The sequence below is a fragment of the Rhodanobacter sp. TND4EL1 genome, from assembly GCF_054061035.1.
In genome coordinates this window covers 1088488-1111577 of record NZ_JBSSDT010000002.1, presented here as the reverse complement: position 1 = coordinate 1111577, position 23090 = coordinate 1088488, and the positions used below count along the sequence as shown (strand labels likewise).

At 64.3% G+C, this 23090-nt stretch carries 25 protein-coding genes; 10 read left to right on the top strand and 15 right to left on the bottom strand.

Annotated features, from left to right (window positions below; genetic code table 11):
* Positions 1 to 84 precede the first annotated feature (84 nt).
* The 5 genes from ACVWWQ_RS11605 to prmB are packed head-to-tail and all read right to left on the bottom strand — an operon-like array spanning position 85 to position 4779.
* The gene (locus ACVWWQ_RS11605) at positions 85 to 1116 is read right to left on the bottom strand and encodes an aspartate-semialdehyde dehydrogenase (protein ID WP_133947243.1); all 1032 of its coding nucleotides are present in this window, start codon (positions 1114 to 1116) and stop codon (positions 85 to 87) included.
* Between the two features lie 37 nt (positions 1117 to 1153).
* Positions 1154 to 2143 (bottom strand): 2-hydroxyacid dehydrogenase, encoded by a 990-nt coding sequence (locus ACVWWQ_RS11600; protein ID WP_133949224.1) that lies wholly within the window; start codon positions 2141 to 2143, stop codon positions 1154 to 1156.
* A gap of 30 nt (positions 2144 to 2173) precedes the next feature.
* Positions 2174 to 3262, bottom strand: coding sequence for a chorismate synthase (aroC, locus tag ACVWWQ_RS11595; RefSeq protein ID WP_133947245.1), 1089 nt, complete (start codon positions 3260 to 3262; stop codon positions 2174 to 2176).
* A gap of 34 nt (positions 3263 to 3296) precedes the next feature.
* Entirely contained in the window at positions 3297 to 3851 is a 555-nt protein-coding gene (locus ACVWWQ_RS11590) for a GNAT family N-acetyltransferase (protein WP_133947247.1), read from the bottom strand.
* A gap of 1 nt (position 3852) precedes the next feature.
* On the bottom strand, positions 3853 to 4779 hold the full coding sequence (prmB, locus tag ACVWWQ_RS11585) for a 50S ribosomal protein L3 N(5)-glutamine methyltransferase (RefSeq protein ID WP_133947249.1): 927 nt from the start codon (positions 4777 to 4779) through the stop codon (positions 3853 to 3855).
* A gap of 205 nt (positions 4780 to 4984) precedes the next feature.
* On the opposite strand from prmB, the gene asd reads away from it, so the two are divergent.
* Complete coding sequence (gene asd, locus ACVWWQ_RS11580; protein WP_133947251.1) at positions 4985 to 5830, top strand: archaetidylserine decarboxylase; 846 nt, start codon at positions 4985 to 4987, stop codon at positions 5828 to 5830.
* Positions 5831 to 6063: 233 nt separating this feature from the next.
* On the top strand, positions 6064 to 6501 hold the full coding sequence (locus ACVWWQ_RS11575; protein WP_457383396.1) for a hypothetical protein: 438 nt from the start codon (positions 6064 to 6066) through the stop codon (positions 6499 to 6501).
* 20 nt (positions 6502 to 6521) lie between these two features.
* Here ACVWWQ_RS11575 and ACVWWQ_RS11570 read toward each other — a convergent pair whose 3' ends face one another.
* The gene (locus tag ACVWWQ_RS11570) at positions 6522 to 8006 is read right to left on the bottom strand and encodes a transglycosylase SLT domain-containing protein (RefSeq protein ID WP_133947253.1); all 1485 of its coding nucleotides are present in this window, start codon (positions 8004 to 8006) and stop codon (positions 6522 to 6524) included.
* Between the two features lie 115 nt (positions 8007 to 8121).
* Between ACVWWQ_RS11570 and ACVWWQ_RS11565 the strand changes: the two genes are divergently transcribed.
* Both ACVWWQ_RS11565 and greB read left to right on the top strand, forming a co-directional pair.
* Positions 8122 to 9630, top strand: coding sequence for a helicase HerA-like domain-containing protein (locus ACVWWQ_RS11565; RefSeq protein WP_133947255.1), 1509 nt, complete (start codon positions 8122 to 8124; stop codon positions 9628 to 9630).
* A 13-nt stretch (positions 9631 to 9643) separates the two neighbouring features.
* Positions 9644 to 10165, top strand: a complete 522-nt coding sequence (gene greB / locus ACVWWQ_RS11560; protein ID WP_099653460.1) for a transcription elongation factor GreB — start codon at positions 9644 to 9646, stop codon at positions 10163 to 10165.
* A 56-nt stretch (positions 10166 to 10221) separates the two neighbouring features.
* Here greB and ACVWWQ_RS11555 read toward each other — a convergent pair whose 3' ends face one another.
* From ACVWWQ_RS11555 to rimO, 3 genes are all read right to left on the bottom strand, one after another.
* A complete protein-coding gene (locus ACVWWQ_RS11555) occupies positions 10222 to 11280 on the bottom strand; it encodes a phosphate/phosphite/phosphonate ABC transporter substrate-binding protein (protein ID WP_133947257.1) in 1059 nt (352 codons plus the stop codon).
* Between the two features lie 80 nt (positions 11281 to 11360).
* Complete coding sequence (locus tag ACVWWQ_RS11550; protein WP_133947259.1) at positions 11361 to 12170, bottom strand: DUF3025 domain-containing protein; 810 nt, start codon at positions 12168 to 12170, stop codon at positions 11361 to 11363.
* Between the two features lie 7 nt (positions 12171 to 12177).
* Entirely contained in the window at positions 12178 to 13515 is a 1338-nt protein-coding gene (gene rimO / locus ACVWWQ_RS11545) for a 30S ribosomal protein S12 methylthiotransferase RimO (protein ID WP_133947261.1), read from the bottom strand.
* Between the two features lie 153 nt (positions 13516 to 13668).
* On the opposite strand from rimO, the gene ACVWWQ_RS11540 reads away from it, so the two are divergent.
* Together ACVWWQ_RS11540 and ACVWWQ_RS11535 are read left to right on the top strand one after the other, a co-directional pair.
* Positions 13669 to 14337, top strand: coding sequence for a dienelactone hydrolase family protein (locus ACVWWQ_RS11540; RefSeq protein ID WP_099653464.1), 669 nt, complete (start codon positions 13669 to 13671; stop codon positions 14335 to 14337).
* Positions 14334 to 14750, top strand: a complete 417-nt coding sequence (locus tag ACVWWQ_RS11535; RefSeq protein ID WP_133947263.1) for an HIT family protein — start codon at positions 14334 to 14336, stop codon at positions 14748 to 14750. Before ACVWWQ_RS11540 ends, ACVWWQ_RS11535 begins: the two co-directional genes overlap by 4 nt.
* Before the next feature lie 116 nt (positions 14751 to 14866).
* Here ACVWWQ_RS11535 and ACVWWQ_RS11530 read toward each other — a convergent pair whose 3' ends face one another.
* The 4 genes from ACVWWQ_RS11530 to apbC all read right to left on the bottom strand — a co-directional run bounded on the left by ACVWWQ_RS11530 (position 14867) and on the right by apbC (position 17764).
* The gene (locus ACVWWQ_RS11530; protein ID WP_099653831.1) at positions 14867 to 15373 is read right to left on the bottom strand and encodes a hypothetical protein; all 507 of its coding nucleotides are present in this window, start codon (positions 15371 to 15373) and stop codon (positions 14867 to 14869) included.
* A 97-nt stretch (positions 15374 to 15470) separates the two neighbouring features.
* The gene (gene dcd, locus ACVWWQ_RS11525; protein ID WP_099653832.1) at positions 15471 to 16037 is read right to left on the bottom strand and encodes a dCTP deaminase; all 567 of its coding nucleotides are present in this window, start codon (positions 16035 to 16037) and stop codon (positions 15471 to 15473) included.
* A 93-nt stretch (positions 16038 to 16130) separates the two neighbouring features.
* Positions 16131 to 16673 carry an NADPH-dependent FMN reductase gene (locus ACVWWQ_RS11520; RefSeq protein ID WP_133947265.1) on the bottom strand — a complete coding sequence of 181 codons (543 nt, stop codon included), beginning with the start codon at positions 16671 to 16673 and terminating at the stop codon, positions 16131 to 16133.
* Positions 16670 to 17764, bottom strand: coding sequence for an iron-sulfur cluster carrier protein ApbC (gene apbC, locus ACVWWQ_RS11515; RefSeq protein ID WP_133947267.1), 1095 nt, complete (start codon positions 17762 to 17764; stop codon positions 16670 to 16672). The genes ACVWWQ_RS11520 and apbC overlap by 4 nt, the downstream gene beginning before the upstream one ends.
* A gap of 190 nt (positions 17765 to 17954) precedes the next feature.
* Here apbC and ACVWWQ_RS11510 point away from each other — a divergent pair, with 190 nt between their 5' ends.
* A complete protein-coding gene (locus ACVWWQ_RS11510; protein ID WP_133947269.1) occupies positions 17955 to 18419 on the top strand; it encodes a DUF2147 domain-containing protein in 465 nt (154 codons plus the stop codon).
* A gap of 132 nt (positions 18420 to 18551) precedes the next feature.
* Positions 18552 to 20651: a methionine--tRNA ligase gene (gene metG / locus ACVWWQ_RS11505; protein ID WP_133947271.1), complete on the top strand. Its 2100-nt coding sequence runs from the start codon at positions 18552 to 18554 to the stop codon at positions 20649 to 20651.
* 33 nt (positions 20652 to 20684) lie between these two features.
* On the opposite strand, the gene ACVWWQ_RS11500 is transcribed toward metG, so the two are convergent.
* Entirely contained in the window at positions 20685 to 20975 is a 291-nt protein-coding gene (locus ACVWWQ_RS11500) for a hypothetical protein (RefSeq protein WP_133947273.1), read from the bottom strand.
* A 71-nt stretch (positions 20976 to 21046) separates the two neighbouring features.
* Between ACVWWQ_RS11500 and ACVWWQ_RS11495 the strand changes: the two genes are divergently transcribed.
* Positions 21047 to 21667 (top strand): RnfABCDGE type electron transport complex subunit B, encoded by a 621-nt coding sequence (locus ACVWWQ_RS11495; RefSeq protein ID WP_133947275.1) that lies wholly within the window; start codon positions 21047 to 21049, stop codon positions 21665 to 21667.
* The gene (nth, locus tag ACVWWQ_RS11490) at positions 21664 to 22299 is read left to right on the top strand and encodes an endonuclease III (RefSeq protein ID WP_133947277.1); all 636 of its coding nucleotides are present in this window, start codon (positions 21664 to 21666) and stop codon (positions 22297 to 22299) included. Before ACVWWQ_RS11495 ends, nth begins: the two co-directional genes overlap by 4 nt.
* 70 nt (positions 22300 to 22369) lie before the next feature.
* Here the strand turns inward: nth and ACVWWQ_RS11485 are convergent, their stop codons facing one another.
* A complete protein-coding gene (locus tag ACVWWQ_RS11485) occupies positions 22370 to 22981 on the bottom strand; it encodes a class I SAM-dependent methyltransferase (protein WP_133947279.1) in 612 nt (203 codons plus the stop codon).
* Positions 22982 to 23090 lie beyond the last annotated feature (109 nt).

The following is a 23090-nucleotide window of genomic DNA, read 5'->3' as shown; positions in this document are numbered from 1 at the left end:
GGATGCGCCTGGGCCAAGCCGGTCGCCCCCGCCATGCCACAGCACAGAAATCCAAAAAATACAGATACTTGGATAAAGCTCATATCAGAGATAGTCCTCGATCAACAATTCGGCGATCTGCACCGCGTTGAGCGCCGCGCCTTTGCGGATGTTGTCCGACACGATCCACATGTCCAGTCCGCGCTCATGCGAAATATCTTCGCGTATGCGCCCCACGAAAACCCCGTCGGCGCCAGCCGCCTCGCCTACCGGCGTGGGATAGCCACCCGGCTTGCGTTCATCCAGCAGCACCACGCCCGGCGCCTGCTTGAGCAGCTCACGGGCCTGCTCGGCCGTGATCTTGTCACTGGTTTCGATGTGCACTGCCTCGGAGTGGCCATAGAACACCGGCACGCGCACCGCGGTCGGATTCACCTGGATCGACTCGTCTTCCAGAATCTTGCGGGTTTCCCACACCAGCTTCATCTCTTCCTTGGTGTAGCCGTTGGGCTGGAAGTCGTCAATTTGAGGAATCACATTGAACGCGATCTGGGCCGGAAATTTCTTGCCCGGCTCCACGCTTTGGAAATTCAGCAGGGCTGCAGTCTGCTTGCCCAGTTCCTCCATGCCGGTGCGGCCGGCACCGGAGACGGACTGGTAGGTCGCCACGTTGATCCGCTCGATCTGCACCGCACGATGGATCGGTGCCAGCGCCACCAGCATCTGCATGGTCGAGCAGTTCGGGTTGGCGATGATGCCGCGGTTGGTGTAGTGCGCGATCGCGTGCGGATTGACCTCGCTGATCACCAACGGAATGTCGTCCTGGTAGCGGAACTCCGAGGTGTTGTCGATCACCACCGCGCCAGCCGCGGCCGCTCGTGGCGCGTGTTCGCGGCTGACCGAACCGCCGGCGGAGAAGAAGGCAATATCGACTCCGGCGAAGTCATAGGTGTCCAGCAACTGCACGGTGACGTCATTGCCGTCAAAACTGACCTTGCCGCCGGCCGAACGTTCGCTGGCCAGCGGCACCAGCTCGCTCACCGGAAAATGGCGCTCGGCGAGGATTGCCAGCAGGGTCTCGCCGACGGCGCCGGTGGCGCCGACCATGGCGACCTTGTAACTGCTCTTCTGACTCATGGGATGGCTTGCTCTCGGGGAAGGAGAATCGTGTCGCTCACGGCACGTTCGGGGTGACAAGGTTGGGTGGACGTCCGGCATGTGGACCGTGGCCAAACATCGCCAGCACATTGTCCACTGCCACCGAGGTCATCGCACGGCGGGTTTCGGTCGTGGCGCTGGCGATATGCGGGCTGAGCACCACGTTGTCGAGCGTGAGCAGGGCCGGATGAAGCTTCGGCTCGCCTTCGAATACATCCAGCGCCGCGCCTGCCAGTCGCTTCTCGCGCAATGCCACGGCAAGCGCGGCATCATCAACGATGCCGCCGCGAGCGATGTTGATCAGCATCGCGGTCGGCTTCATCAGCGCCAGTTCGTCTGCGCCGACCACGTGGCGGGTCTGCGCGTTCAGCGGCAAGGCCAGCACGAGGAAGTCCGATTGACCCAGCAACTGCTGTTTGTCGACAAGATGCGCGTTGCAGGCACGCTCGTCCGCCTCGGGTAGCGGCGAGCGATTGTGATAGATCACCGGCATGCCGAAACCAAGCGCCCGCTTTGCGATCGCCTGACCAATGCGCCCCATGCCGAGGATGCCCAGGGTGCGGCCGCGCACATCGGTACCCAGCCATGCCTTGAAGTCGGTGGACTGCCAGTGCCCTTCGCGCAGCCAGCGCTCCGCGGCGGGCATCCGGCGTGCGGCGCCCAGCAACAATGCCCAGGTGTAATCGGCCACGCTCTCATTGAGCACGTCGGCGGTGTTGGAAACCGCGATACCCGCGGCGGTCATTGCCGCCAGATCGATATTGTCGTATCCAACGCCCAGGTTGGCGACAAGGCGCAGCCGCTCGGCAGACGCGACCTCGAGGAAGCCGATGCGATCCTTGAGGCCGACGATGGCAGCATCCTGGCGCGCCAGCCGGGCGGCCAGCTCGGGCTGGCTGAACTTGCGCTCGTCGGCCTCGACGCTCACCTCGAAATGGGGCTCGAGCCGGGCAATGATGTCCGGGAAAGTGGGGCGGGAAACCCAGACGCGCGGCTTCTCGGTCATCGACATGGTTCCGGTGGCTGCCATGGAAAATCAGCCGATGCGCGGGGCGACGACACCGACATCTCCGCATTGGGCGCGATGACGCAGCGCGTGATCCATCAGCACCAGCGCCATCATCGCCTCGGCAATCGGGGTGGCACGAATGCCGACGCAGGGGTCATGACGCCCCTTGGTGACCACGTCCACCGGCTCTCCCGCCAGGTTCACGCTGTGACCGGGAATCAGGATGCTGGACGTGGGCTTCAGCACGATGGAAGCCGTCACCGGCTGACCGCTGCTGATGCCGCCGAGAATGCCGCCGGCGTGGTTGGACGCAAAGCCGTCCAGATACATTTCGTCACGATGCTCGCTGCCGCGCTGTGTGACAGCCGAAAAGCCGTCACCGATCTCGACACCCTTGACCGCGTTGATCGACATCAGCGCACTGGCCAGGTCGCCATCGAGCTTGCCATAGATCGGCTCGCCCCAACCCGGCGGCACACCTTCGGCGACCACGTTGATGCGCGCGCCGACCGAGTCGCCGGATTTGCGCAGCGCATTGATGTACTCCTCCAGTGCCGGCACCTGCGCCGCAGCTGGCCAGAAGAACGGATTCTGCTCCACCGCTTCCCGGTCGAAAGTTTCGGGGGTGATGTCGCCGATCTGCGCCAGCCAGCCGCGCACGTGCACGCCATGGCGCTCGGCCAGCCATTTCTTGGCCAGCACACCGGCAGCCACGCGCATGGTGGTTTCACGGGCCGAGGAGCGTCCACCCCCGCGCGGATCGCGAATGCCGTACTTTTGCCAGTAGGTGTAATCGGCATGGCCGGGGCGGAACGTCTGAACGATGTCGCCGTAGTCCTTGCTGCGCTGGTCGGTGTTGCGGATCAGCAGTGCGATCGGCGTGCCGGTGGTCTTGCCCTCGTACACGCCGGAGAGGATTTCCACCTCGTCCGCCTCGTGCCGTTGCGAGGTGTAGCGGCTGCGACCGGTGGCCCGGCGTTCCAGGTCATGGCGGAATTCATCCGCGTCAATCGCCAGTCCAGGCGGACAGCCGTCGATCACGCAGCCGATGGCCGGCCCGTGGCTTTCGCCGAAGGTCGTGACAGTAAGGAGTTTGCCGAACGAATTGCTGGACACGAGATTTGGACGTCCAAGGGATAACCGGCACAGCTTAACCGTGATGAGGGCCGCTTGCCTGTTGCATGCGCCACTCGTGATCGAGCATGGCGAAAATCACGTCATCGACCCACTCGCCCTTGAACCAGAGGCTTTCGTGGTGATGGGCCTCCTGGCGCATGCCGAGTGCGCGCAGCATGGCCATGCTGGCCAGGTTGCGCGGATCGACCGAGGCGTGAATGCGATGGCGACCGAGCTCACCGAAGACCCAGGCGATCAGCGCGCGCACGGCCTCGCTGGCATAACCCATACCCTGCTGCGCGGGCGCGATGCTGACGCCGAACTCGACCGAGCCGTGCGGATCTTCCGGCAGGCACACGCCCAGATCACCGATCAGCGTACCGCCGTTGCCAAGCCGGATGGCACGCTGGAACCAGCCATGCGACGGCGAAGCCGGCTGCGCCACGATGAATTCGCGGGCGGCGGCCAGATCGATCGGACACCAGCCCTGGTAAAGCGCCACCGAGGGATCGGCGCGGCACGCGAACAGGCCTTCCGCATCCGCCGGCCGCAGCGCGTCGATATGCAGTCGCGCCGTGGCCAGTTCCATCTCAGCCGACGCGACGCGCCGCAGCCGCGGCATGAATGGCCGACGCATGCGCGATGAGGTCGCGCCGCTCCAGTGCGAACACACCCATCTGACCCACTTTGAACTCGATCCAGATGAACGGCACTTCCGGCAGCAAGGCGGCCAGCGCGTGCTCGCTTTCACCCACCTCGACGATCAGCAGGCCATTCTCGGTGAGCTGGTCAGCCGCTTCGTCCAGCATGCGCAGGCACAAGTCCAGACCGTCCACGCCCGAGGTGAGGCCCAGCTTCGGTTCGTGCGCGTACTCGCCCGGCAGCGCCGAGTATTCGTCTTCGGTGACGTACGGCGGATTGGAGACGATCAGGTCGTAGCGACGGTCTTTCACCCCGGCGAACAGGTCGGACTGGATGGCCTCGACTCGACCTTCGACGTGCTGGAACACGATGTTCTCGCGCGCAAGGGACAGCGCCTCGTCGCTGATGTCGACGATGTCGACCTGCCAGTCCGGGTTGTACTCGGCCATCGCGATGCCGATGCAGCCCGAACCGGTGCACAGGTCAAGCGCGCGCTCGATGTGGCGCTCGTCCAGCCACGGCGCGAAGCCCGACTCGATCAGCTCGGCGATCGGCGAACGCGGCACCAGCGCGCGACGATCGCTCTTGAACTTCAGCCCGGCAAACCAGGTCTCGCCGACCAGGTAGGCGACCGGCAGTCGCTCACTGACGCGGCGCTCGATCAACGCCAGCACGTTCTCGCGTTCCGCCGTGGTCAACCGGCCCGCGCCATATGCCGGCGGAATGTCCGGCGGCAGGTGCAGGCTGGCCAGCACCAGGTGCGTGGCCTCGTCGATGGGGTTGTCGTGACTGTGGCCGAAAGTCAGCCCGGCCGCGGAGAAGCGGCTGGCGCCATAACGGATGAAGTCGATGATGGTGGCAAGCTCGGCGGTCACGGCGATCCAGGGATGGGACGATTGGCCGGGCATTATAAGGCCTTGAGCGAGGCCGACCGGCTCACGTCATTTTTCGATCCCGATCGCCGTCCGACATGGCAGCCCAGGCCCCCCCATCCCGTGCGTTACCACCGGTCAGCGCCCGGAACCTTTCCCGGGACTCGACCCGGACCGAACGCCCGCGGGATACATCTATACTGGGCGGATGACTTTCAACGTATTCCTGCAGTACATCCTGCCGCACCGCGCGCTGTCCCGCGTGGTCTACCGGGCCACGCGCTGGACCTTCGCGCCGTGGAAGAACTGGCTGATCAGTACCATCGTGCGCAATTACAACGTCAACATGGCCGAAGCCGCGCAGCCCGATCCGCTGACTTACCAGCACTTCAACGCGTTTTTCACCCGCAAATTGAAGCCCGGTGCGCGCCAGGCCGACGCCGACGCAACTGCCCTGCTCTCCCCCGCCGATGGGCGCATCAGCCAGTCTGGCGCCATCGTCGACGGACGGATCTTCCAGGCCAAGGGCCAGGAATACACCGCGGCCGAACTGCTTGGCGGCGACGAAACTGCGGCCGCACCCTACCGCAACGGTCGTTTCGTCACCGTCTATCTGTCACCCCGCGATTACCACCGCGTGCACATGCCGTTGAAAGGCACGCTGCGAGAAACCGTGCATGTGCCGGGGCGGATTTTCAGCGTGGCGCCCTTCGCCGTCGAGGCGATCCCGCGGCTGTTCGCCCGCAATGAACGGCTGGTCTGCCATTTCGATGGCGAGCGCGGCCCGTTCGTGGTGGTGATGGTGGGTGCAATCCTGGTTTCGTCGGTCGCCACGGTCTGGGATGGCCTGGTCATTCCGCCGTATGCCTCGTCGATCCGGCGCAAGTCGTTTGCCGGCCAGGGCATCACGCTGGAGCGCTTCGCCGAGATGGCGCGCTTCAACATGGGTTCCACCGTGATCATGCTGCTTCCCGAAAGCATGGCGGAGTTGGATGCGCTGGTCCCGCAACAGGCCGTGCAAGTAGGCCAGCGGCTGGGGCAACAGCAGGATTGAGGCGGCTTGCCCGCAGGCGCGTGGCTTTCAGCCAGCAGGTTGCGCCGAAGCAACAACCCGAAATCAAGCGTTTGCCCCTGAATTCCCGGTCTGCAGCAGGCCTGGTCGCCCGATACTGACGCAGCACGTCAGTATGTGACGCCCTGCGCGCAAACCGCCCGGATACCTCGCTATACTCCGCCCCGGAGTCGTGCGCAGGGGGCACGGTTGAATTCATGCGCCGAGGGGATCCGATGCAAATACTCACACCGTTTCTAGTGATGATGCGCGCGCGCCAGCTTGGCCGCCAATTCCGCGATATCGAACGAATTGTGCGTGCCCTGCCAAAGCGTGCCCACCAGCGTCTCAGCACACTCACCCTGCGCGAGATCGGACAGGCTTCGCGCAGCGATTTTCCGCACTTGCATGGCACCGCCCCGGAAGCACGCTACCTGCCGTGGGGACAGGGTACCGAGGCCGGTTACGAGCGCGCCCGCTCCGGCAACGCCGAGGTCGCCATGCGCGGCATCGCGCTATGGCTGGCCGTGGCGTACCACGAAACCAAGAACTCGCCATACCCCAGCCTGCAGCCGCATTACCGCCAGCTGATGCAGCTTTTGCGTGAATTGAAGGAAGTGCAAACCCAGGGCAACACGGTCGACAGCTGGATGCAGCAAACCGCAGTCGCCTGAGTTTCCGCCGGCCACGTCGCTCAGCGGCAGGCCGGCACCTTCAGTGTCTGATCGATACGCAGGTGCTGGTGGCGCAGTCCGTTCATTTCGGCAATCTCCTGCACGCTTGAACATTGCAGCTTGCGCACGATGCTGATCAAGGTGTCGCCGCGCCGCACCCGATAATTCCTGGTGGCCGAAATTTTCACTGGCGCCTTGACTTCAGGTGCGTCAACCACGGGAACGACCGCCTGGTGAAGGTCGCTGGCCAGGATCGGCCAGGGACCGGCGACACAGCGCGAGTCGTAAGCCCGCTCCAGCATTTTCGGCAACTGCAAGCGGGTACCCGCAGGCTGACTGACTTGCGGGTCCAGCCGCGGATTGAGGTTGCGCAGTGTACGGAACCAGCCGTCGCCCATGCCTCCGGCCGAACCCAGGCAAACCGTCAATTCGGACAGGGATGCAGGCCGCTTCAGGGTGATCGAGCCGGGCGCGATGTCGAGGCGTGGAAAACGCAGGTTGTAGCTGTCCGGGTGCTGGAACAGCCACGCCGCCGCCAGTACCGCGGGCACGTAGTCACGCGTTTCCCGCGACAGCTCGTTGTAGACCCGCGGATCGTAGAAACTCACCGAGGTATCGTCGCCAACCAGCCGCCGGATACGGCCCTCGCCACCGTTGTACGCCGCGATGGTCAACTCGAGGTTGTCGTTGAAGATCCGCAGCTGCTCGTTGATGTATTCGGCATTGGCGCGCGCGGAGGCAGCGGGATCAAAGCGGGTGTCGAAGCCGTTGTCACTGACCAGACCGAAACGCAGGCCGGTCGAATACATGAACTGCAGCGGGCCTGCGGCACCCGAGCGCGAAACCGCATGCACTTTACCGCCGGATTCCTTTGCCATGATGCCGAACAGCAATGCCTCGGGCAGGTCGGCCTTCTCATAGGCGGGCCACATTTGATAACGCATGTACTGATAATTGACGTACGCATCCATCAATTGCGGCCGCCATTGCGTCAGCCACATTTCCAACGCGGCCTTGACCGGGCCATTCATCGCGATCAGCTTCGACAGCTTCTGTCCGTGCAGCAGGGTCACGCTGCGCTGGGCCTGGGGCAAGCTCGCCGCCCCGGTCTTGCCGGCCAATGCCAACGCTGCCTGGGTGGGGTCCACATCGCTGTCCAGATCCTGCGCTCCGCCGAAATCGCCGTCCTTCAGGCGCAGCAGATGGTCAAAGGTCGAGAAAAATCGCTGGGGGTCGCAGCCTGGCGTATTGCCACAGCGCGCCGACGCATGCTTCAGGCGATCCAGTGATTGAGTCAGGGTGGCCTGGGATGCCTGCAAATCGCCTTCCCGTGACTGCTGCAAGGCGATTTCGTAACCCTTGCTGGCCACCTCGAGCTCGCTGTAAAGCGCGCCGACCTGACCCGAAGGTTTTGCCGAACCGGTACTGGCACATGCTGCGAGCAGACTGATCGCCAGGGCAACCGGCACCAGGCGGATGGAACGAACCACGGAACGCGACGACATCACAAACGCTACCCCAGGAAAACGCCCACCATAGCGGGCACCGGGATTGGACTCAACGCACGCGGTCGGCTGGCGGTCTGGCTACAATCGTGCGATCACCATTGGATGGAACGCCATGACCGAGATTCTGATCGGCCGCAACGACAACACCAGCGTCAGCCTGGATCCCCATTACGGCAATCGGCACGGCATGATCGCCGGCGCCACGGGTACCGGAAAATCCGTCTCGCTGATGGTGTTGGCCGAAGGTTTCTCGCGGCTGGGCGTGCCCTGCTTCCTGGCCGATGCCAAGGGTGACCTGGCTGGGCTGGCCATGGCCGCCGGTGAACCGGGCGACAAGCTCAAGGCGCGACTGGACAAGCTCAAGCTCACCGACTGGAAGCCGCAAGCCAACCCGGTGGTGTTCTGGGACATCTACGGCAAACTCGGCCACCCGGTGCGCGCCACCATCAGCGAAATGGGCCCCACCCTGCTCGGTCGCGTACTGGAGCTCAACGACACCCAGGAAGGCGTACTGGAAGTGGTGTTCAAGGCCGCCGACGACCAGGGCTGGTTGCTGCTGGACCTCGCCGACCTGCGCGCCCTGCTCGGCTACGCCGCGGAAAACGCCAAGGCGCTGTCCACCCAGTACGGGCTGATCAGCACGACGAGCATCGCGGCGATCCAGCGCGCGCTGCTGAAACTCGAGGGCGATGGTGCCGACCAGTTCTTCGGTGAACCGGCGCTGGAGCTGGCCGACCTGATGCGCCAGGACATGAGCGGCCGCGGCATCATCAACGTGCTGGCCGCCGACCAACTGATCATGAAGCCGCGGCTGTACTCCACCTTCCTGCTGTGGCTGCTGTCCGAACTGTTCGAACAACTGCCCGAAGTGGGTGACCTCGAGCAGCCGAAGATGGTGTTCTTCTTCGACGAAGCGCATCTGCTGTTTGATGACGCCTCGCCGGCGCTTTTGCAGCGCGTGGAACAGGTGGTGCGCCTGATCCGCTCCAAGGGCGTCGGCGTGTACTTCTGCTCGCAGAATCCCGACGACGTGCCTGGCGTGATCCTCGGTCAGCTCGGCAACCGCATACAGCACGCGCTGCGTGCGTTCACCCCGCGCGATCAGAAGGCCGTCAAGGCCGCGGCGGAGACCTTCGTCGCCAATCCGAAACTGGACGTCACCGAAGCCATCACCAAACTCGCCGTGGGCGAAGCGCTGGCCTCGACCCTGGCCAACGGTGGCGTGCCCACACCGGTCGAGCAGGTGCTGGTGACCACGCCGTGCTGTCGCATCGGCGCGATCACCGACGCCGAGCGCGCCACCATCCGCCAGCGCTCGCCGGTCGGGGCGAAATACGACACCACCGTCAATCGCGAGTCCGCCGCCGAGATGCTGGCCAGGCGCGCCGAAGACAAGGCCGCCGATGCCACCGCGGTCGCCGCCAATGCGCCGGCCAACGGTGGCGACAAGCCGGCCGAAGCGGGCTGGGGTGGCGCCGTGCACGATGCGCTGTTCGGCACCAAGCGTCGCCAGGGCATGATCGAGACCATGGGCAAGCAGATGGTGCGCACGGCCGGCAGCCAGCTCGGCCGGCAGATCCTGCGTGGTGTGCTCGGCGGGATCTTCGGCGGCAAGCGTTGAAAGGTCTTGCTGCGTGAGCCGCTGGCGACCCGCCTCTCCCAGTTCCACCGCGATCATCACCCGCGAGGGTTTCGAGCGGCTCAAGGCTGAACTTGATCACCTGTGGCACGTGCTGCGCCCGGAAGTGGTGAAGGCGCTCACCGCTGCTGCCGCCGAGGGCGATCGTTCGGAAAACGCCGAATACATCTACCGCAAGAAGCAACTCGGCGAGATCGACCGCCGCGCCCGCTACCTCACCAAACGCATCCCCTCGCTCAAGGTCGCCGAAGGCATGCCCGGTGATCGCAAGGCCGTGTTCTTCGGCGCCCGCATCGAACTCGAAGACGTGGACACCGGCGAGATCCTTCGCTACCGCATCGTCGGCCCCGACGAGACCGATGCCAGACAGGGCTGGATCAGCATCGACTCACCCATGGCGCGTGCCGTGCTGAAGCGGCATGTCGACGATGAATTTGTGGCGGAACTGCCCGCCGGACCGGCCGAATTCACCATCGTGGGAGTGTCTTACGACGACGATTCCACGGCAGCGCGGTAAGCCGCACAGTACGGCTTTGACGGCCCGTGTCCGGAAGCGCAACGGACCGATCTGACCTACTGACCGGCATCTTCGTGCGGCGACAGCAGGCGCAGGGTCTGCTGGTGATCATGCTCGATCTTCGCCAGTTGCTCCTGTCGGGCCTGCTGACTGACCCATTGACCGTGGATGGCCTGCTGCCGCAACAGCGCGTACTGCATGTCCACGAAAGGCTTCAGCACGCGACTGTCCTCGGCAACAAAGCCACCGAGATCCGGAACCCGTGCGAGATTGGCGCGTTCGCGCTCCCCTGCCACGCCGCGCGCCTTGCCATAGCCGAGCAGGATGTCAGTCAGGCGCTGGCGTAGTTGCGTGGACAGCCCTTCGCGAATCACCAGCACGCCCGAGGGAATCAGCCGTGATCGCCAGATCACCCGCAACCGGTCTGCCTCGCCGGGGAAATTGCGGCGGAACAGATCCATGTCCGGATTGTTGCTGCTGGCCACGTCCGCCTCTCGATTGGCCACGGCGAGCAAATTGCTCTGGTGATCACCCACGTGCACGCTGGCGAAAAACGTGTCCGAATTGAGCCCTCTCGGTGCGAAGACATAGGCTTCCGGCGCCATGTAGCCCGTCACCGAGAGATGCTCGCTGCGCGCATAGCGCCAGCGCTGGGCAGGCAGGCCGATCAGGTCGCCGAGATCGTGGATCGGGCCGTCATCGCGCACCACCAGGGCGGCCACATTGCCCTGCACCCCGTCCTTGCGCAGGAACTGCGCAAATACCTGCATGTGCTGGTGGGTCACCGCCTCGACCGCCAACCGGCCGGACAGAAACGCGACATCGACCCGCTGGCCTCCGATCGCGCTGGACAGACTGGCATAGCTGCCCACCGATACCGTCGTCACCGGACGATCCAGTCGCTTCTGCAGATCGGCCAGCATCGGGCGCCATTGCTCAAGCGATTCGGCGGCGCTGCCGATCGGAAGGATGCCGAAGCGGAGCGGCGTCTGAGCGCGTGCAGGCAGCCCCGCGGCGGCCGCACCGCCGACGCCAAGCAGCACGGCGCAAAGCGTCGCGGCAACCGTCCCGAGCACGCTCCCGCCATGCTGATGACGCCACCAGGATCTTGCCATGGTCAATGCCCTGCGCTCCCTGACCCGCCTCCCCATGCCCTGTATATAGTCGTGATCGACCCACGGGGCAAGCGGCGGAATCAGGGTACCAGCAGCTCGAACGGGGCCGGATAACTGCGCCCGTCTCGGCGCGACTGGTAACAAGGCGTGCTTCGATGGAAGGCTTCGTCGGCGTTGTCGGCATGCCAGCCGGGCAATCCGGACACCGGCAGCGGCCGCAACTCAAGCGGGTCGCGCAACAGCAGGCCGGAACGAACCGCCGCGGCGCAATGCAGGGGCAAATCCATGCTGTGATCGGCGTGGAATACCAGCGCCTTGCCCACCAGCAATTTGGCCGGACTCAACGCCAGTTCGAGCAGCGCGTGGCCGAACAGCTCCAGCCGAATCGTTCCGTCCAGCCAGGCCTGGCGCCTGCGCCAGAACAGTCCGTGCCAGTCATGTGCGTCCCAGAGCTCCAGCAAGGAAAGGTCGCTCACGCCCACCATCACGCCACCTTCGTCGAAGTGCGTCATCGCGTACTGGGCACGCGAACGCAGCTTCGGTCCCATGTGGGTGATTTCACCCGCCTGGCGCTGGTTCAATGCGCGTTTCAGGCCCGGATGACGCAGCCAGATCAACGCATTCAGCAGGTCATGCCAGTTCTCTTCCCGGGTGGCGATCTGGCCGCGTTCGGCAATGCGTTGCTCGTAGTGCAATCCATCCGCCAGCAAGGCCGGTGTCTGCGCCACGAAACGCTCGGACGCGCCGCCAGGCCAGCAGCGGTTCAATGCGTCGATCGAAGGCCAGCACGCGCCTTCCAGCAGGTCGGCGTGATCGCGCCAGGCGAGCAACGGCATCCGTCCGAAAACGGCCGGATCCACCCGGTCGCGAGCCGGCGCGACGTAGCGCACGGAGAATCTAGACGACGGTTAGCTGCGGATGGGCCAAGCGTGCGTGCAGGTCGTGATCGCTGGCCGACTCGACCACGACATCAACAAATTGCCCCGGACGCAGTTTCTGGCCATCGGCGATCAGCACGCTGCCGTCGATTTCCGGCGCATCCGCGGCGGAGCGCGCCACGGCACCGCTGGCACCGGCCTCGTCGACCAGCACCTTGATCGTGCGGCCGATCTTGCGCTGCAGTTTTGCGGCGGAAATTTCCGCCTGCACGGCCATGAACTGTTCCAGCCGGTCTTCCTTCAACTCCTCCGACACCGGATCGGGCAGCTCGTTCGCCTTGGCGCCATTGACTGGCGAATAGGCAAACGCGCCGACGCGATCAAGCTCGGCCTCGCGCAGGAAGTCGAGCAGCTCCTCGAACTCCGCGTCGGTCTCGCCGGGAAAGCCGACGATGAAGGTGCTGCGAATGGTCAGGTCCGGCACCTGCCTGCGCCAGTTCTGGATGCGCTCCAGCGTCCGGTCGATGTTGCCCGGGCGCTTCATCAATTTCAGGATGCGCGGACTGGCGTGCTGGAACGGTATGTCCAGATACGGCAGCAGCTTGCCGGAGGCCATCAGCGGCATCACTTCGTCCACGTGTGGATACGGGTAGACATAATGCAGACGTGCCCACACGCCCAGCTCGGACAGGCCCTCGCACAGTTCGGTCATGCGGGTGCGGTAGGACTTGCCCCGCCACTCTCGCTCGGCGTATTTCAGATCGACGCCATAGGCGCTGGTGTCCTGCGAAATCACCAGCAATTCCTTCACGCCACCCTTGACCAGGCGTTCGGCCTCCAGCAGCACTTCGTCAACCGGGCGCGAAACCAGGTTGCCGCGCATCGAAGGAATGATGCAGAAGCTGCAACGATGATTGCAGCCTTCGGAAATCTTCAGATAGGCGTAATGCTTCGGCGTGAGCTTCACGCCCGTGTCCGGCACGATGTCGAAAAACTTGTTGCGCACCGGCGGCAGTGCCTGGTGCACCGCGTTCATCACGCTGGCGTAATCCTGCGGCCCGCTGACGGAAAGCACGTCTGGATACGCCTCGCGGATCAGCGCCTCGCGCTTGCCCAGGCAACCGGTGACGATCACCTTGCCATTCTCGTGCAGCGCGGTGCCGATCGAATCCAGCGACTCCTGCACGGCGGCGTCGATGAAGCCGCAGGTATTGACCACCACCGCATCGGCCTCGCCGTAGCTGGGCACGATCTGGTAACCCTCGACCTTGAGCTGGGTGAGGATGCGCTCGGAATCGACCAGGGCCTTGGGACAACCAAGGCTGACGAAGCCGATCTTTTGGGCGGGAGTGGACATGGCTCGGGCTACCGGGAATCAGAAGGGTAAACGGTTGATTATAGGGGAACCCTGGACGAACAGAGCAGCATGGCGCCCGCCGATCGGGTCATGATCGCTGTCAGCGATTCGCCACACTGCCTAAAATGAACGTTTCCTCACAGGAGCCGCGCCATGGGCCAGTCCATCAACATCCCCACCTCCGGAACACAATGCATCGGTGCTTATCTGGCCGAGCCGCCGGGCAAGCCCAAGGGCGGCATCGTGGTGATCCAGGAGATCTTCGGCGTGACCGCCCACATTCGCGACGTGGCGGACCGTTTTGCCCGGCAGGGCTACACCGCCATCGCACCGGCGTTCTTCGACCATCTGGAAAGCGGACTGGAACTGCCGTACGACATGGTCGGCGTCAACCGTGGCAAGCAACTCGTGGCCGAGCTGGGGCTTGAACGCGCCCTGGAAGATGTGGCCAGCGCCGCCGAGTCCATCCGTTCGGCGGGAAAAGTCGGCACCGTCGGCTACTGCTGGGGCGGCACCGTCGCCCTGCTCGCGGCATTGCGACTGGGCCTGCCTTCGGTGAGCTATTACGGCGCGCGCAACTTGCCGTTCCTTCATGAAACGCCCCAGGCGCCGGTCATGTTCCACTTCGGCGAGAAAGACCACAGCATTTCGCCCGAAGCGGTGGCCAAGCACCGCGAGGCGCTGCCGCAAATGGAAACGTTCACCTATCCTGCGGATCATGCTTTCAATCGCGATGGCGGCCCCAGCTACGACGAGGCCAGTGCCAGACTCGCCCTGCAGCGCACCCTGGCCTTCTTCGACCAGCACGTGGCGGAAGCATGATCGATGCAGGGTTCATCCTCGATTCGCGACTGGCAGCCGACACCCATCCGGTGATCTCGCTGCCGCTGTGCGACGTGCTGTTGATGAACGACGCGCGGTATCCCTGGCTGATTCTGGTGCCACGGCGTGCCGGCGTGGTCGAGATCAGCGATCTGGACCGCGAGGATCAGGCCACGTTATGGCAGGAAGTGGCGCATGTCACCGCGGCACTTCGCCAGGTGGCGGTCTTCGAGAAGCTCAACCTGGGTGCGCTGGGCAATATCGTGCGGCAATTGCATGTGCACCTGGTCGGGCGTCGCGATGGTGATGCCGCATGGCCCGGACCGGTCTGGGGAAACGGCCATGCCGTGGACTACGACGGCACGCAACGCGAGCACCTGATCGGCGCACTGCGCAAGTCGCTCATCCGTTGAGTCTTCAACAAAAAAGGCTGCAGCGTGAGCTGCAGCCTTTTTTGCGGAGTCGGACGAGTCCATCGAATGACCGAACTCAGCCACGCTCCCTGGCCGTCAAGAGTTGGCGCGAACGGTCAATATTGACGCTGCTGCTGATTCTCCGGATCGAAGCCGCCGCTGGCAGCGTCCTTGCCCTTCTGGGAATCGGGCATCTGCGCCGGCGCATGATGATCCTCCAGCGCGCGCGCCTTGGTTTCGACCGGATTGATCTTGGTCAGCGTGCCCTTGTCGTCGTAGAACACCGTGAAGCCGTAGTCCATCTGCATGCGAGCCATGTACTCCAGATGCCGCTTGCGGATCTTCGAGTCATCGCTGGGCATCAACAGCACCGTCTTGGGCAACTTCCCCTGGTCCTTCAGATAGGCAAAGTGACTGCCCACATCGAGCGCCGAAAGCACCGCTCCATCGACCAGGAATTGTCCATCCTTGTACGCCTCGATGGTGGTGTCGAACTGCCCCTTCACCGACGCCGTGGGGACATCACTCTTGGTGCTGCCGGAATGACAGCCGGCGATCGCGAACAGGCCGCCCAGCATGAGCGCAGCCGTGGCTCGCTTCAGCATCGTGGAAAAACGGATCATGCGGGTCTCCTGCAAGCAATCAATGATGGTCATCGGCTGAAGTGTAACTCGGAACCACACAGGGAGACGGGGTCAAAACCCCTCTCGATGCGCGCATTCAGGTGCGCGGCAAAGTCACACCCTGCTGGCCCTGATATTTGCCGCCGCGATCCTTGTAACTGGTCTCGCATTCCTCGTCGGATTCGAGAAACAGCATCTGCGCCACGCCCTCGTTGGCGTAAATCTTTGCGGGCAGCGGCGTGGTGTTGGAGAACTCCAGCGTCACGTGTCCCTCCCACTCCGGCTCCAGTGGCGTCACGTTGACGATGATGCCGCAGCGCGCGTAGGTGCTTTTGCCCAGGCAGATCGTGAGCACCTTGCGCGGGATGCGGAAGTATTCGACGGTGCGCGCCAGTGCGAACGAATTGGGCGGAATGATGCAGACATCCGCCTCCACGTCGACGAAGCTCGACGGATCGAACGACTTCGGGTCGACGATGGTGGAATTGATGTTGGTGAAGATCTTGAATTCGCGCGCGCAGCGCACGTCGTAGCCGTAACTGGAGGTGCCGTAGGAAATCAGCTTGTTGCCGTCACGCAATTTCACTTGGCCCGGCTCGAACGGCTCAATCATGCCGTGGCTCTCGGCCATGCGCCGGATCCACTTGTCGGGTTTGATGCTCACGCTGTCTCCGCTGGTTGGCTTGACGGCCCGGACCAACCGGGCGCAAGACGGCAAAAATACACGGTCAGGGCATCGCGGCGCCAGCCAAGGCCATCAGGACGCCGGAAAGGCCTCCACCAGCACCTGCAACACCGCCTGCAATTCGGCACACCGATCGACACTTTCCAGCACCTGGGTCACCGAGCATCCGGCTCCCGGAAGCGCTACCGGCAACGGCTGGGCGGTCAGCAGCTGCGCGGACATGGTGGACAGGATCTCGGCCAGTGCCTCCTGTGCGTGATACGAGCCGCGTGCTGCCGTGTTCAGCAGCAACACCGGTTTGCCCGGGAATTCAGGACTGCCGACCAGCCAGTCCAGCAGGTTCTTGAACGCGCCGGGCACGCCATGCGCGTACTCCGGACAGGCGATCAGCAAGGCATCGGCCGAGACGACGGCTTCGCGCAGTTCGGAGACCGCCAGCGGCAACGGATCGGTCTCCGCGTCCGGATTGAACAGCGGCAGCTCGCCAAGACCCCGATAGAGCAAAAGCTCCAGCGTCGACGGCGCCAGGCGATACGCCGCCTCGAGGGCAGCCGAGTTCGACGACACGCGGCGCAGGCTGCCGGAAAGGCACAACACCTGCGCCACCACCTTCATGCGGCCGGTGCGCCCTGCACCACGATCTTGCCCAGGCCCAGGGACTTGTTGCGCGGCTGCCGCGACAACCGACCCGCCGCATTGCGCGCGATCTCGCGATAGCGCATGGCCAAGTCGGAATCGGGCATCGCCGCCACCGTGGGATTGCCGCTGTCGGCCTGCTCGCGGATGCGGATGTCCAGCGGCAACGAACCCAGATATGCGGCACCGTACTGGCTGGCCATCCGCTCGCCGCCGCCCTCGCCGAAGATGTTTTCCTCGTGACCGCAGTTGGAGCAGACATGGGTGGCCATGTTTTCCACCACGCCCAGCACCGGCACCTCGACCTTCTCGAACATCTTCAACGCCTTGCGCGCATCCAGCAGGGCGATGTCCTGCGGCGTGGTGACGATGATCGCGCCGGCCACCGGCACCTTCTGCGACAGCGTGAGCTGGATGTCGCCGGTGCCCGGTGGCAGGTCAACGATCAGGTAGTCGAGCTGTTCCCAGCGCGTGTCGGTGAGCAACTGCATCATCGCCTGGGTGACCATCGGCCCGCGCCAGATCATCGGCGTGTCCTCTTCCACCAGGAAACCGATCGACATCACCGGCATGCCATGCGCCTGCATCGGAATGATGCTCTTGCCATCGGGCGAGGCCGGCTTGCCGTGCACGCCGAGCATGGTCGGCTGGCTGGGACCGTAGATGTCCGCATCCATCACGCCGACTTTCGCACCCTCGGCCTGCAGCGCCAGCGCCAGGTTGGCCGAGACGGTGGACTTGCCCACGCCCCCCTTGCCCGACGCCACCACGATGATGTTCTTCACGTTCGGCAACGGACCTAGCGTGCCCTGCACCTTGTGCACGTGGATGCGGCTGGTGACCGATACCGTGGCGGCCTCGATCGCCGGATCGGCCTCCAGCGCCTGCCGCACGCGTGCGCGCATGGCATCCACCGCACCGGCCGACGGATAACCCAGCTGCAGGTCCACCGACACTTTCGCACCGTCCACCCCAACCGCGCGCAGCGACTCGGCCAGCGGGGCACCGGTGTGGGTGTCGATAAGGTCGCCAAGGATCTGGCGGACCAGGGCTTCGTTCGCCTGTGTCATGTCTGCTCGGAGAATTTGCGGGGCTGCCATTATGCCAGCGCGCCGGCCAGGGCCAGCTGATCCAGATCACTGCCCGCCTGACGAGGCCGGCCATTGCGCCGCCACCGCAAGCCTTTGCGCAATGCAGCTTGACGCCCCCGCCGATCCTCGCCAGTCTGCATTCCATACGCTTTCGTACGGGAGGAACACCATGAAGCATGCGTTTCGTTTGGCGATTGCCGCAACCCTGCTGTTCGCCACCGGCGCCGTGATGGCGGCGAATGACACCCCGGTCGGCACCTGGAAAACCATCGATGACGAGTCCGGTCAGGCCAAGTCCATCGTGGAGATCACCAACCACAACGGCGAGCTTCAGGCGCACATCGTGAAGCTGCTCAACCGCAGCCCGGAAGATATCGCCCGCGACGGCGCCGTGGCGCTGTGCAAGAAGTGCGACGGCGAACGCAAGGACAAGCCGGTCGAAGGCATGAACATCATGTGGGGCGTCCATCGGAACGACGACGCCTGGGATGGCGGCAAGATCCTCGACCCGAAGTCCGGCAAGGTCTACAAAGTGAAGCTGTCGATGCTCGACGGTGGTCAGAAGCTCAACGTGCGTGGCTACATCGGCTTCTCCTGGGTCGGTCGCTCGCAGGTGTGGGAACGCCAGCCCTGAGCCCGGCCGGGATCCACTCCACCAAAGCGCGCTCCGGCGCGCTTTTTTTCGTGGAGCGAATGCCCGGACGAGACGCGGGAGGTTTGGACGGCCATGCCATAATGCGCAGTCCCTCCGGAGTATCTGCCCGCCATGAGTCGTCGCCTGCTCGTCACCCACGCCCTGCCCTACGCCAACGGTCCGCTGCACCTGGGCCACATGCTGGGTTACATCCAGACCGACATCTGGGTACGGGCACAGCGGATGATGGGCAACGAGGTGCATTTCGTCGCCGCCGACGATGCCCACGGCACGCCGATCATGCTGGCTGCGGAGAAAGCCGGCATGACACCGGAGGCCTTCATCGACGGCATCCGCGCCGGCCATGAAGCCGATTTCGCCGAATTCAACTTCAGCTTCGACCATTACCACACCACCCACTCGGACGAGAATCGCGAACTGGCGTCGCTGATCTACACGCGCCTGCGCGACGCGGGTTTCATCGCCAAGCGCAGCATCCAGCAGCTGTTCGATCCCGAAAAGCAGATGTTCCTGCCCGACCGCTACATCAAGGGCATCTGCCCGAAGTGCGGCACGCCGGACCAGTACGGCGACAACTGCGAACACTGCGGCGCCACCTACGCGCCCACCGACCTGATCAACCCCACTTCGGTGATGTCCGGCGCCACCCCGGTGTTGCGCGACTCGGAGCACTACTTCTTCGAGCTGGGCAAGTTCGAAGCGCTGCTGCGCGACTGGTTCGCCGGCAAGTTCACCGACGGCAAGCCGGTGGCCAACAGCGGCGTCGCGGCAAAGCTGCGCGAATGGCTGGACGGTGGCCTGAAGGACTGGGACATCTCGCGCGACGCACCCTACTTCGGCTTTCCCATCCCCGATGCGCCGGGCAAGTTCTTCTACGTCTGGCTGGACGCACCGGTGGGCTACCTGGCCAGCTTCAAGGCCTTGTGCGACCGCACCGGGCTGAAGTTCGACGACTTCCTCGGGCCTGACAGCAGCGCCGAGATGCACCATTTCATCGGCAAGGACATCATCAACTTCCACGGTTTGTTCTGGCCGGCGATGCTGCATGGCGCGAACTTCCGCACGCCCACCGCGCTGCATGTCAACGGCTACCTGACCGTGAACGGTGCGAAGATGTCCAAGTCGCGCGGCACCTTCATCCAGGCACGCACCTATCTGGACGCCGGGATCCACCCCGAATTCCTGCGCTACTACTTCACCACCATGCTCAGCGATGCGCCGGTCGACGTGGATCTCGACCTCAAGGCGTTCGAGGAGCGGGTCAACTCGCACCTGATCGGCAAATGGGTGAACATCGCCAGCCGCACCGCCGGCTTCATGCAGAAGTTCTTCGACGGCAAGCTGGCCGACCATTTCGAGGCGGAGGAAGCCGCGCTGTGGCAGACCCTGCTGTCGCACTACGACGGCATCGAGGCACTGTATGAGACGGGCGAATTCGCCGAAGTCACCCGCCGCTTCGTCGCCATCGCCGACCTGGTCAATGGCTACATCGCGACCAAGGCACCCTGGCTGATCGCCAAGGACGAATCCCGCCGCGCCGAGCTGCAACAAGTCTGCACGCTGGCCTTGCACGGCTTCCGTCTGCTGTCCGGCCTGCTCAAGCCGGTGCTGCCGGCTACCGTGGCTGCCGCCGAACAATTCCTCGCCGCGCCGATCAGCAGTTTCGACGATGCCCGCCGCGAATTGCACGGCCACACCGTCCAGGCCTTCGAGCCGTTGCTGGCCCGCATCGACCCCAAGCGCATCGAGGCGATGGTCGAGGCCTCGAAGGAATCGCTCGGCGCGCCTGCCGCCACGACCGCCCCCACGAAAAAGAAAGCCATGAACGACACCGTCAAACCTGCCGCCGCGCCAGTCTCACTGCCGGCCGACGCCCCTGCCACCATCGGCATCGACGACTTCGCCAAGCTCGACCTGCGCATCGGCAAGGTCAGCGTCTGCGAATTCGTGGACGGTTCGGACAAGCTGCTGCGCTTCGAGCTGGACGCCGGCCCGCTGGGCACCCGCCAGATTTTCTCCGGCATCCGCGCCGCCTATGCCGAGCCGGAAAAACTGGTCGGCCGCAACGTGGTGTTCATCGCCAATCTGGCCCCGCGCAAGATGCGTTTCGGCCTGTCCGAAGGCATGATCCTTTCAGCGGGTGACGGCGGCAGCGACCTGTTCCTGCTCGACGCCGATCAGGGCGCGAAACCCGGCGCCACTGTTCGCTGATTCGATGACGGAACGAGGCGGGAAGCCGGCGCGCTACGGCTTCGCATAGGTCACGAACACACCGACCAGGTCCCCGTTCTCGTTGTACGGCGCCATGTCGACATAGCGGTAGCCGCGCGCCGCGTAAGCGGCATGCGACTTCGTGAGCTGACTCGCCATGTGCTTCTTGCGGAATCCGAACGTGGCATCGATGAACACAGTCACCGTGTCGCCCGTGACCGCTGGGGTTTCCGCCTGGGCGGGAGCCGCATGGGTCATCAGGATGCCGCCGGCGCCACCCAGCAAGGCAGCCAGCAACAGGAAGGCAGGAAACGACGATTTCATGGCAGGCTCCGACAGGCAGCGACAATTGCGGGACAATGTGCGTCGATTATCGTCTGTCTTCGCATCCACCCATGAGTGAGTCCATCACCCTTCTGACTGATCGCATCGATGCCTTGCTGCCGCAGACGCAATGCGAGCAGTGCGGCTATCACGGCTGCCGCCCGTATGCCGAGGCGATCGCACGCGACGAGGCACCGATCAACCGGTGCCCTCCCGGTGGCGCCGCGGGTATCGAAAAGCTGGCTTCGCTGCTTGCCCGACCGGTGCTTGCACTGGATCCCGCGCACGGCCTGGAGAAACCGCGCACGCTTGCGCGCATCGTGGAGGCCGATTGCATCGGCTGCACCAAGTGCATCCAGGCCTGCCCCGTTGATGCGATCGTGGGTGCGTCAAAATTGATGCATACCGTGTTGGCGGACGACTGCACCGGCTGTGAACTGTGTGTGCCGGCCTGCCCGGTCGACTGCATCGTGCTCGAGCCGATGCCTCTCGCCCAGATCGACATCTCCCATGCCGATGCCGCGCGTGAGCATTTCCAGCACCGCGAACTGCGCCTTGAACGCCAGCGTGCCGAGCGCGAAGCCGAACTGACCGCGCGCAAGGCTGCGATGGAAACCGCCACCGGACCGGTCAATCCCGTGCTTGCCGCGCTGGCCCGCGCCAAGGCGCGACAGCAGGACCCGCAAGCATGAAGCGCGCCGACGTGATCGAGCTGTTCTCGCGTCTGCGCGAACTGGACCCGCACCCCACCACCGAGCTTGCCTACAGCACGCCATTCGAACTGCTGGTGGCGGTGGTGCTGTCGGCGCAGGCCACCGACGTGGGCGTCAACAAGGCCACCAGGAAGCTCTACTCGGTGGCGAATACCCCGCAGACGATTCTTGCGCTGGGCGAAGACGGGCTGAAGCGTTACATCAGCACGATCGGTCTGTTCAACGCCAAGGCGAAGAACGTCATCGCGCTATGTCGTTTGCTGATCGAGCAACATGACGGCGAAGTGCCGAGCACCCGCGAGGCGCTGGAGGCGCTGCCCGGCGTCGGTCGCAAGACCGCCAACGTGGTGCTGAATACCGCGTTCGGCGTGCCCACCATCGCGGTGGACACGCACATTTTCCGCGTATCCAACCGCACCGGCCTGGCACCCGGCAAGGACGTTCGCGCGGTGGAAGACAAGCTGGAAAAGGTGGTGCCCGCCGAATTCAAGCAGGATGCCCATCACTGGCTGATCCTGCATGGCCGCTACGTGTGCAAGGCGCGCAAACCCGATTGTCCGCGCTGCGTGATCCGCGACTTGTGCCGGTACAAGGACAAGACGGTCGACTAGGCAGACGGGGAACGGGGAACGGGGAACGGGGAACGGAAGATCGCCGTCCTTTTCCGCCGTGCCAGCGGAATCATCCGGCTGGCAACTGCGCCCGTTCCAGCGCCGCGATGTGACGCTCCAGACGCGGCCCGAGATAGCAGTGCGAGCCGCACGGCAGCAGCCCGACGTGACCGAATTCGCGCAGGTACCACGTCGGCGCGCGCGACACGAAGCCGTGCTGGTCACCGGCGACGTCGTCGCGACTGGTGAACAGCTCCAGAAACGCCACGCCTTCGAGCATTTCGCCGATGCCCTGCAAGCCCGCGCGAATCTCCGCCGGCTTCAGGTAATGCAGTACGTCGGTGCACACGATCAGGTCGAAACGCTCGTCGAAGCGCAGATGTTCCAGCTGGCCGAAGCGTGCCAATCCGATGTTGCGGCTGCGGCCGTAGCGCGCCACCACGTATTCGCTGGCATCCAGCCCGCGGTACTCGATGCCGGGTCGCAGCGCGCGCAGCGGCGCCCGCCAGGTGGCCTCGCCGCAGCCGACATCGAGCACGTTGCGGATGGGCCTTCCGAGGTAGTACTCGGCCTGCGCGACCACCATCGCCACCTTGCGCTTCAGCTCGCTCGGCGAAGCCACGGAATGACGCGGGTCGCGATACCACTTGTCAAAGTAGGCGCGGTCGTAGGACTTGGGCATGCGGATTCTTGGGTCGATGGAGGCAGGCCCATGGTATCCGCCCAAACCATTCCGATGGCAGCGGCGTCACCTTCTGCATGCGCAGTCGATGCCAGCATTCCTGCCAAGA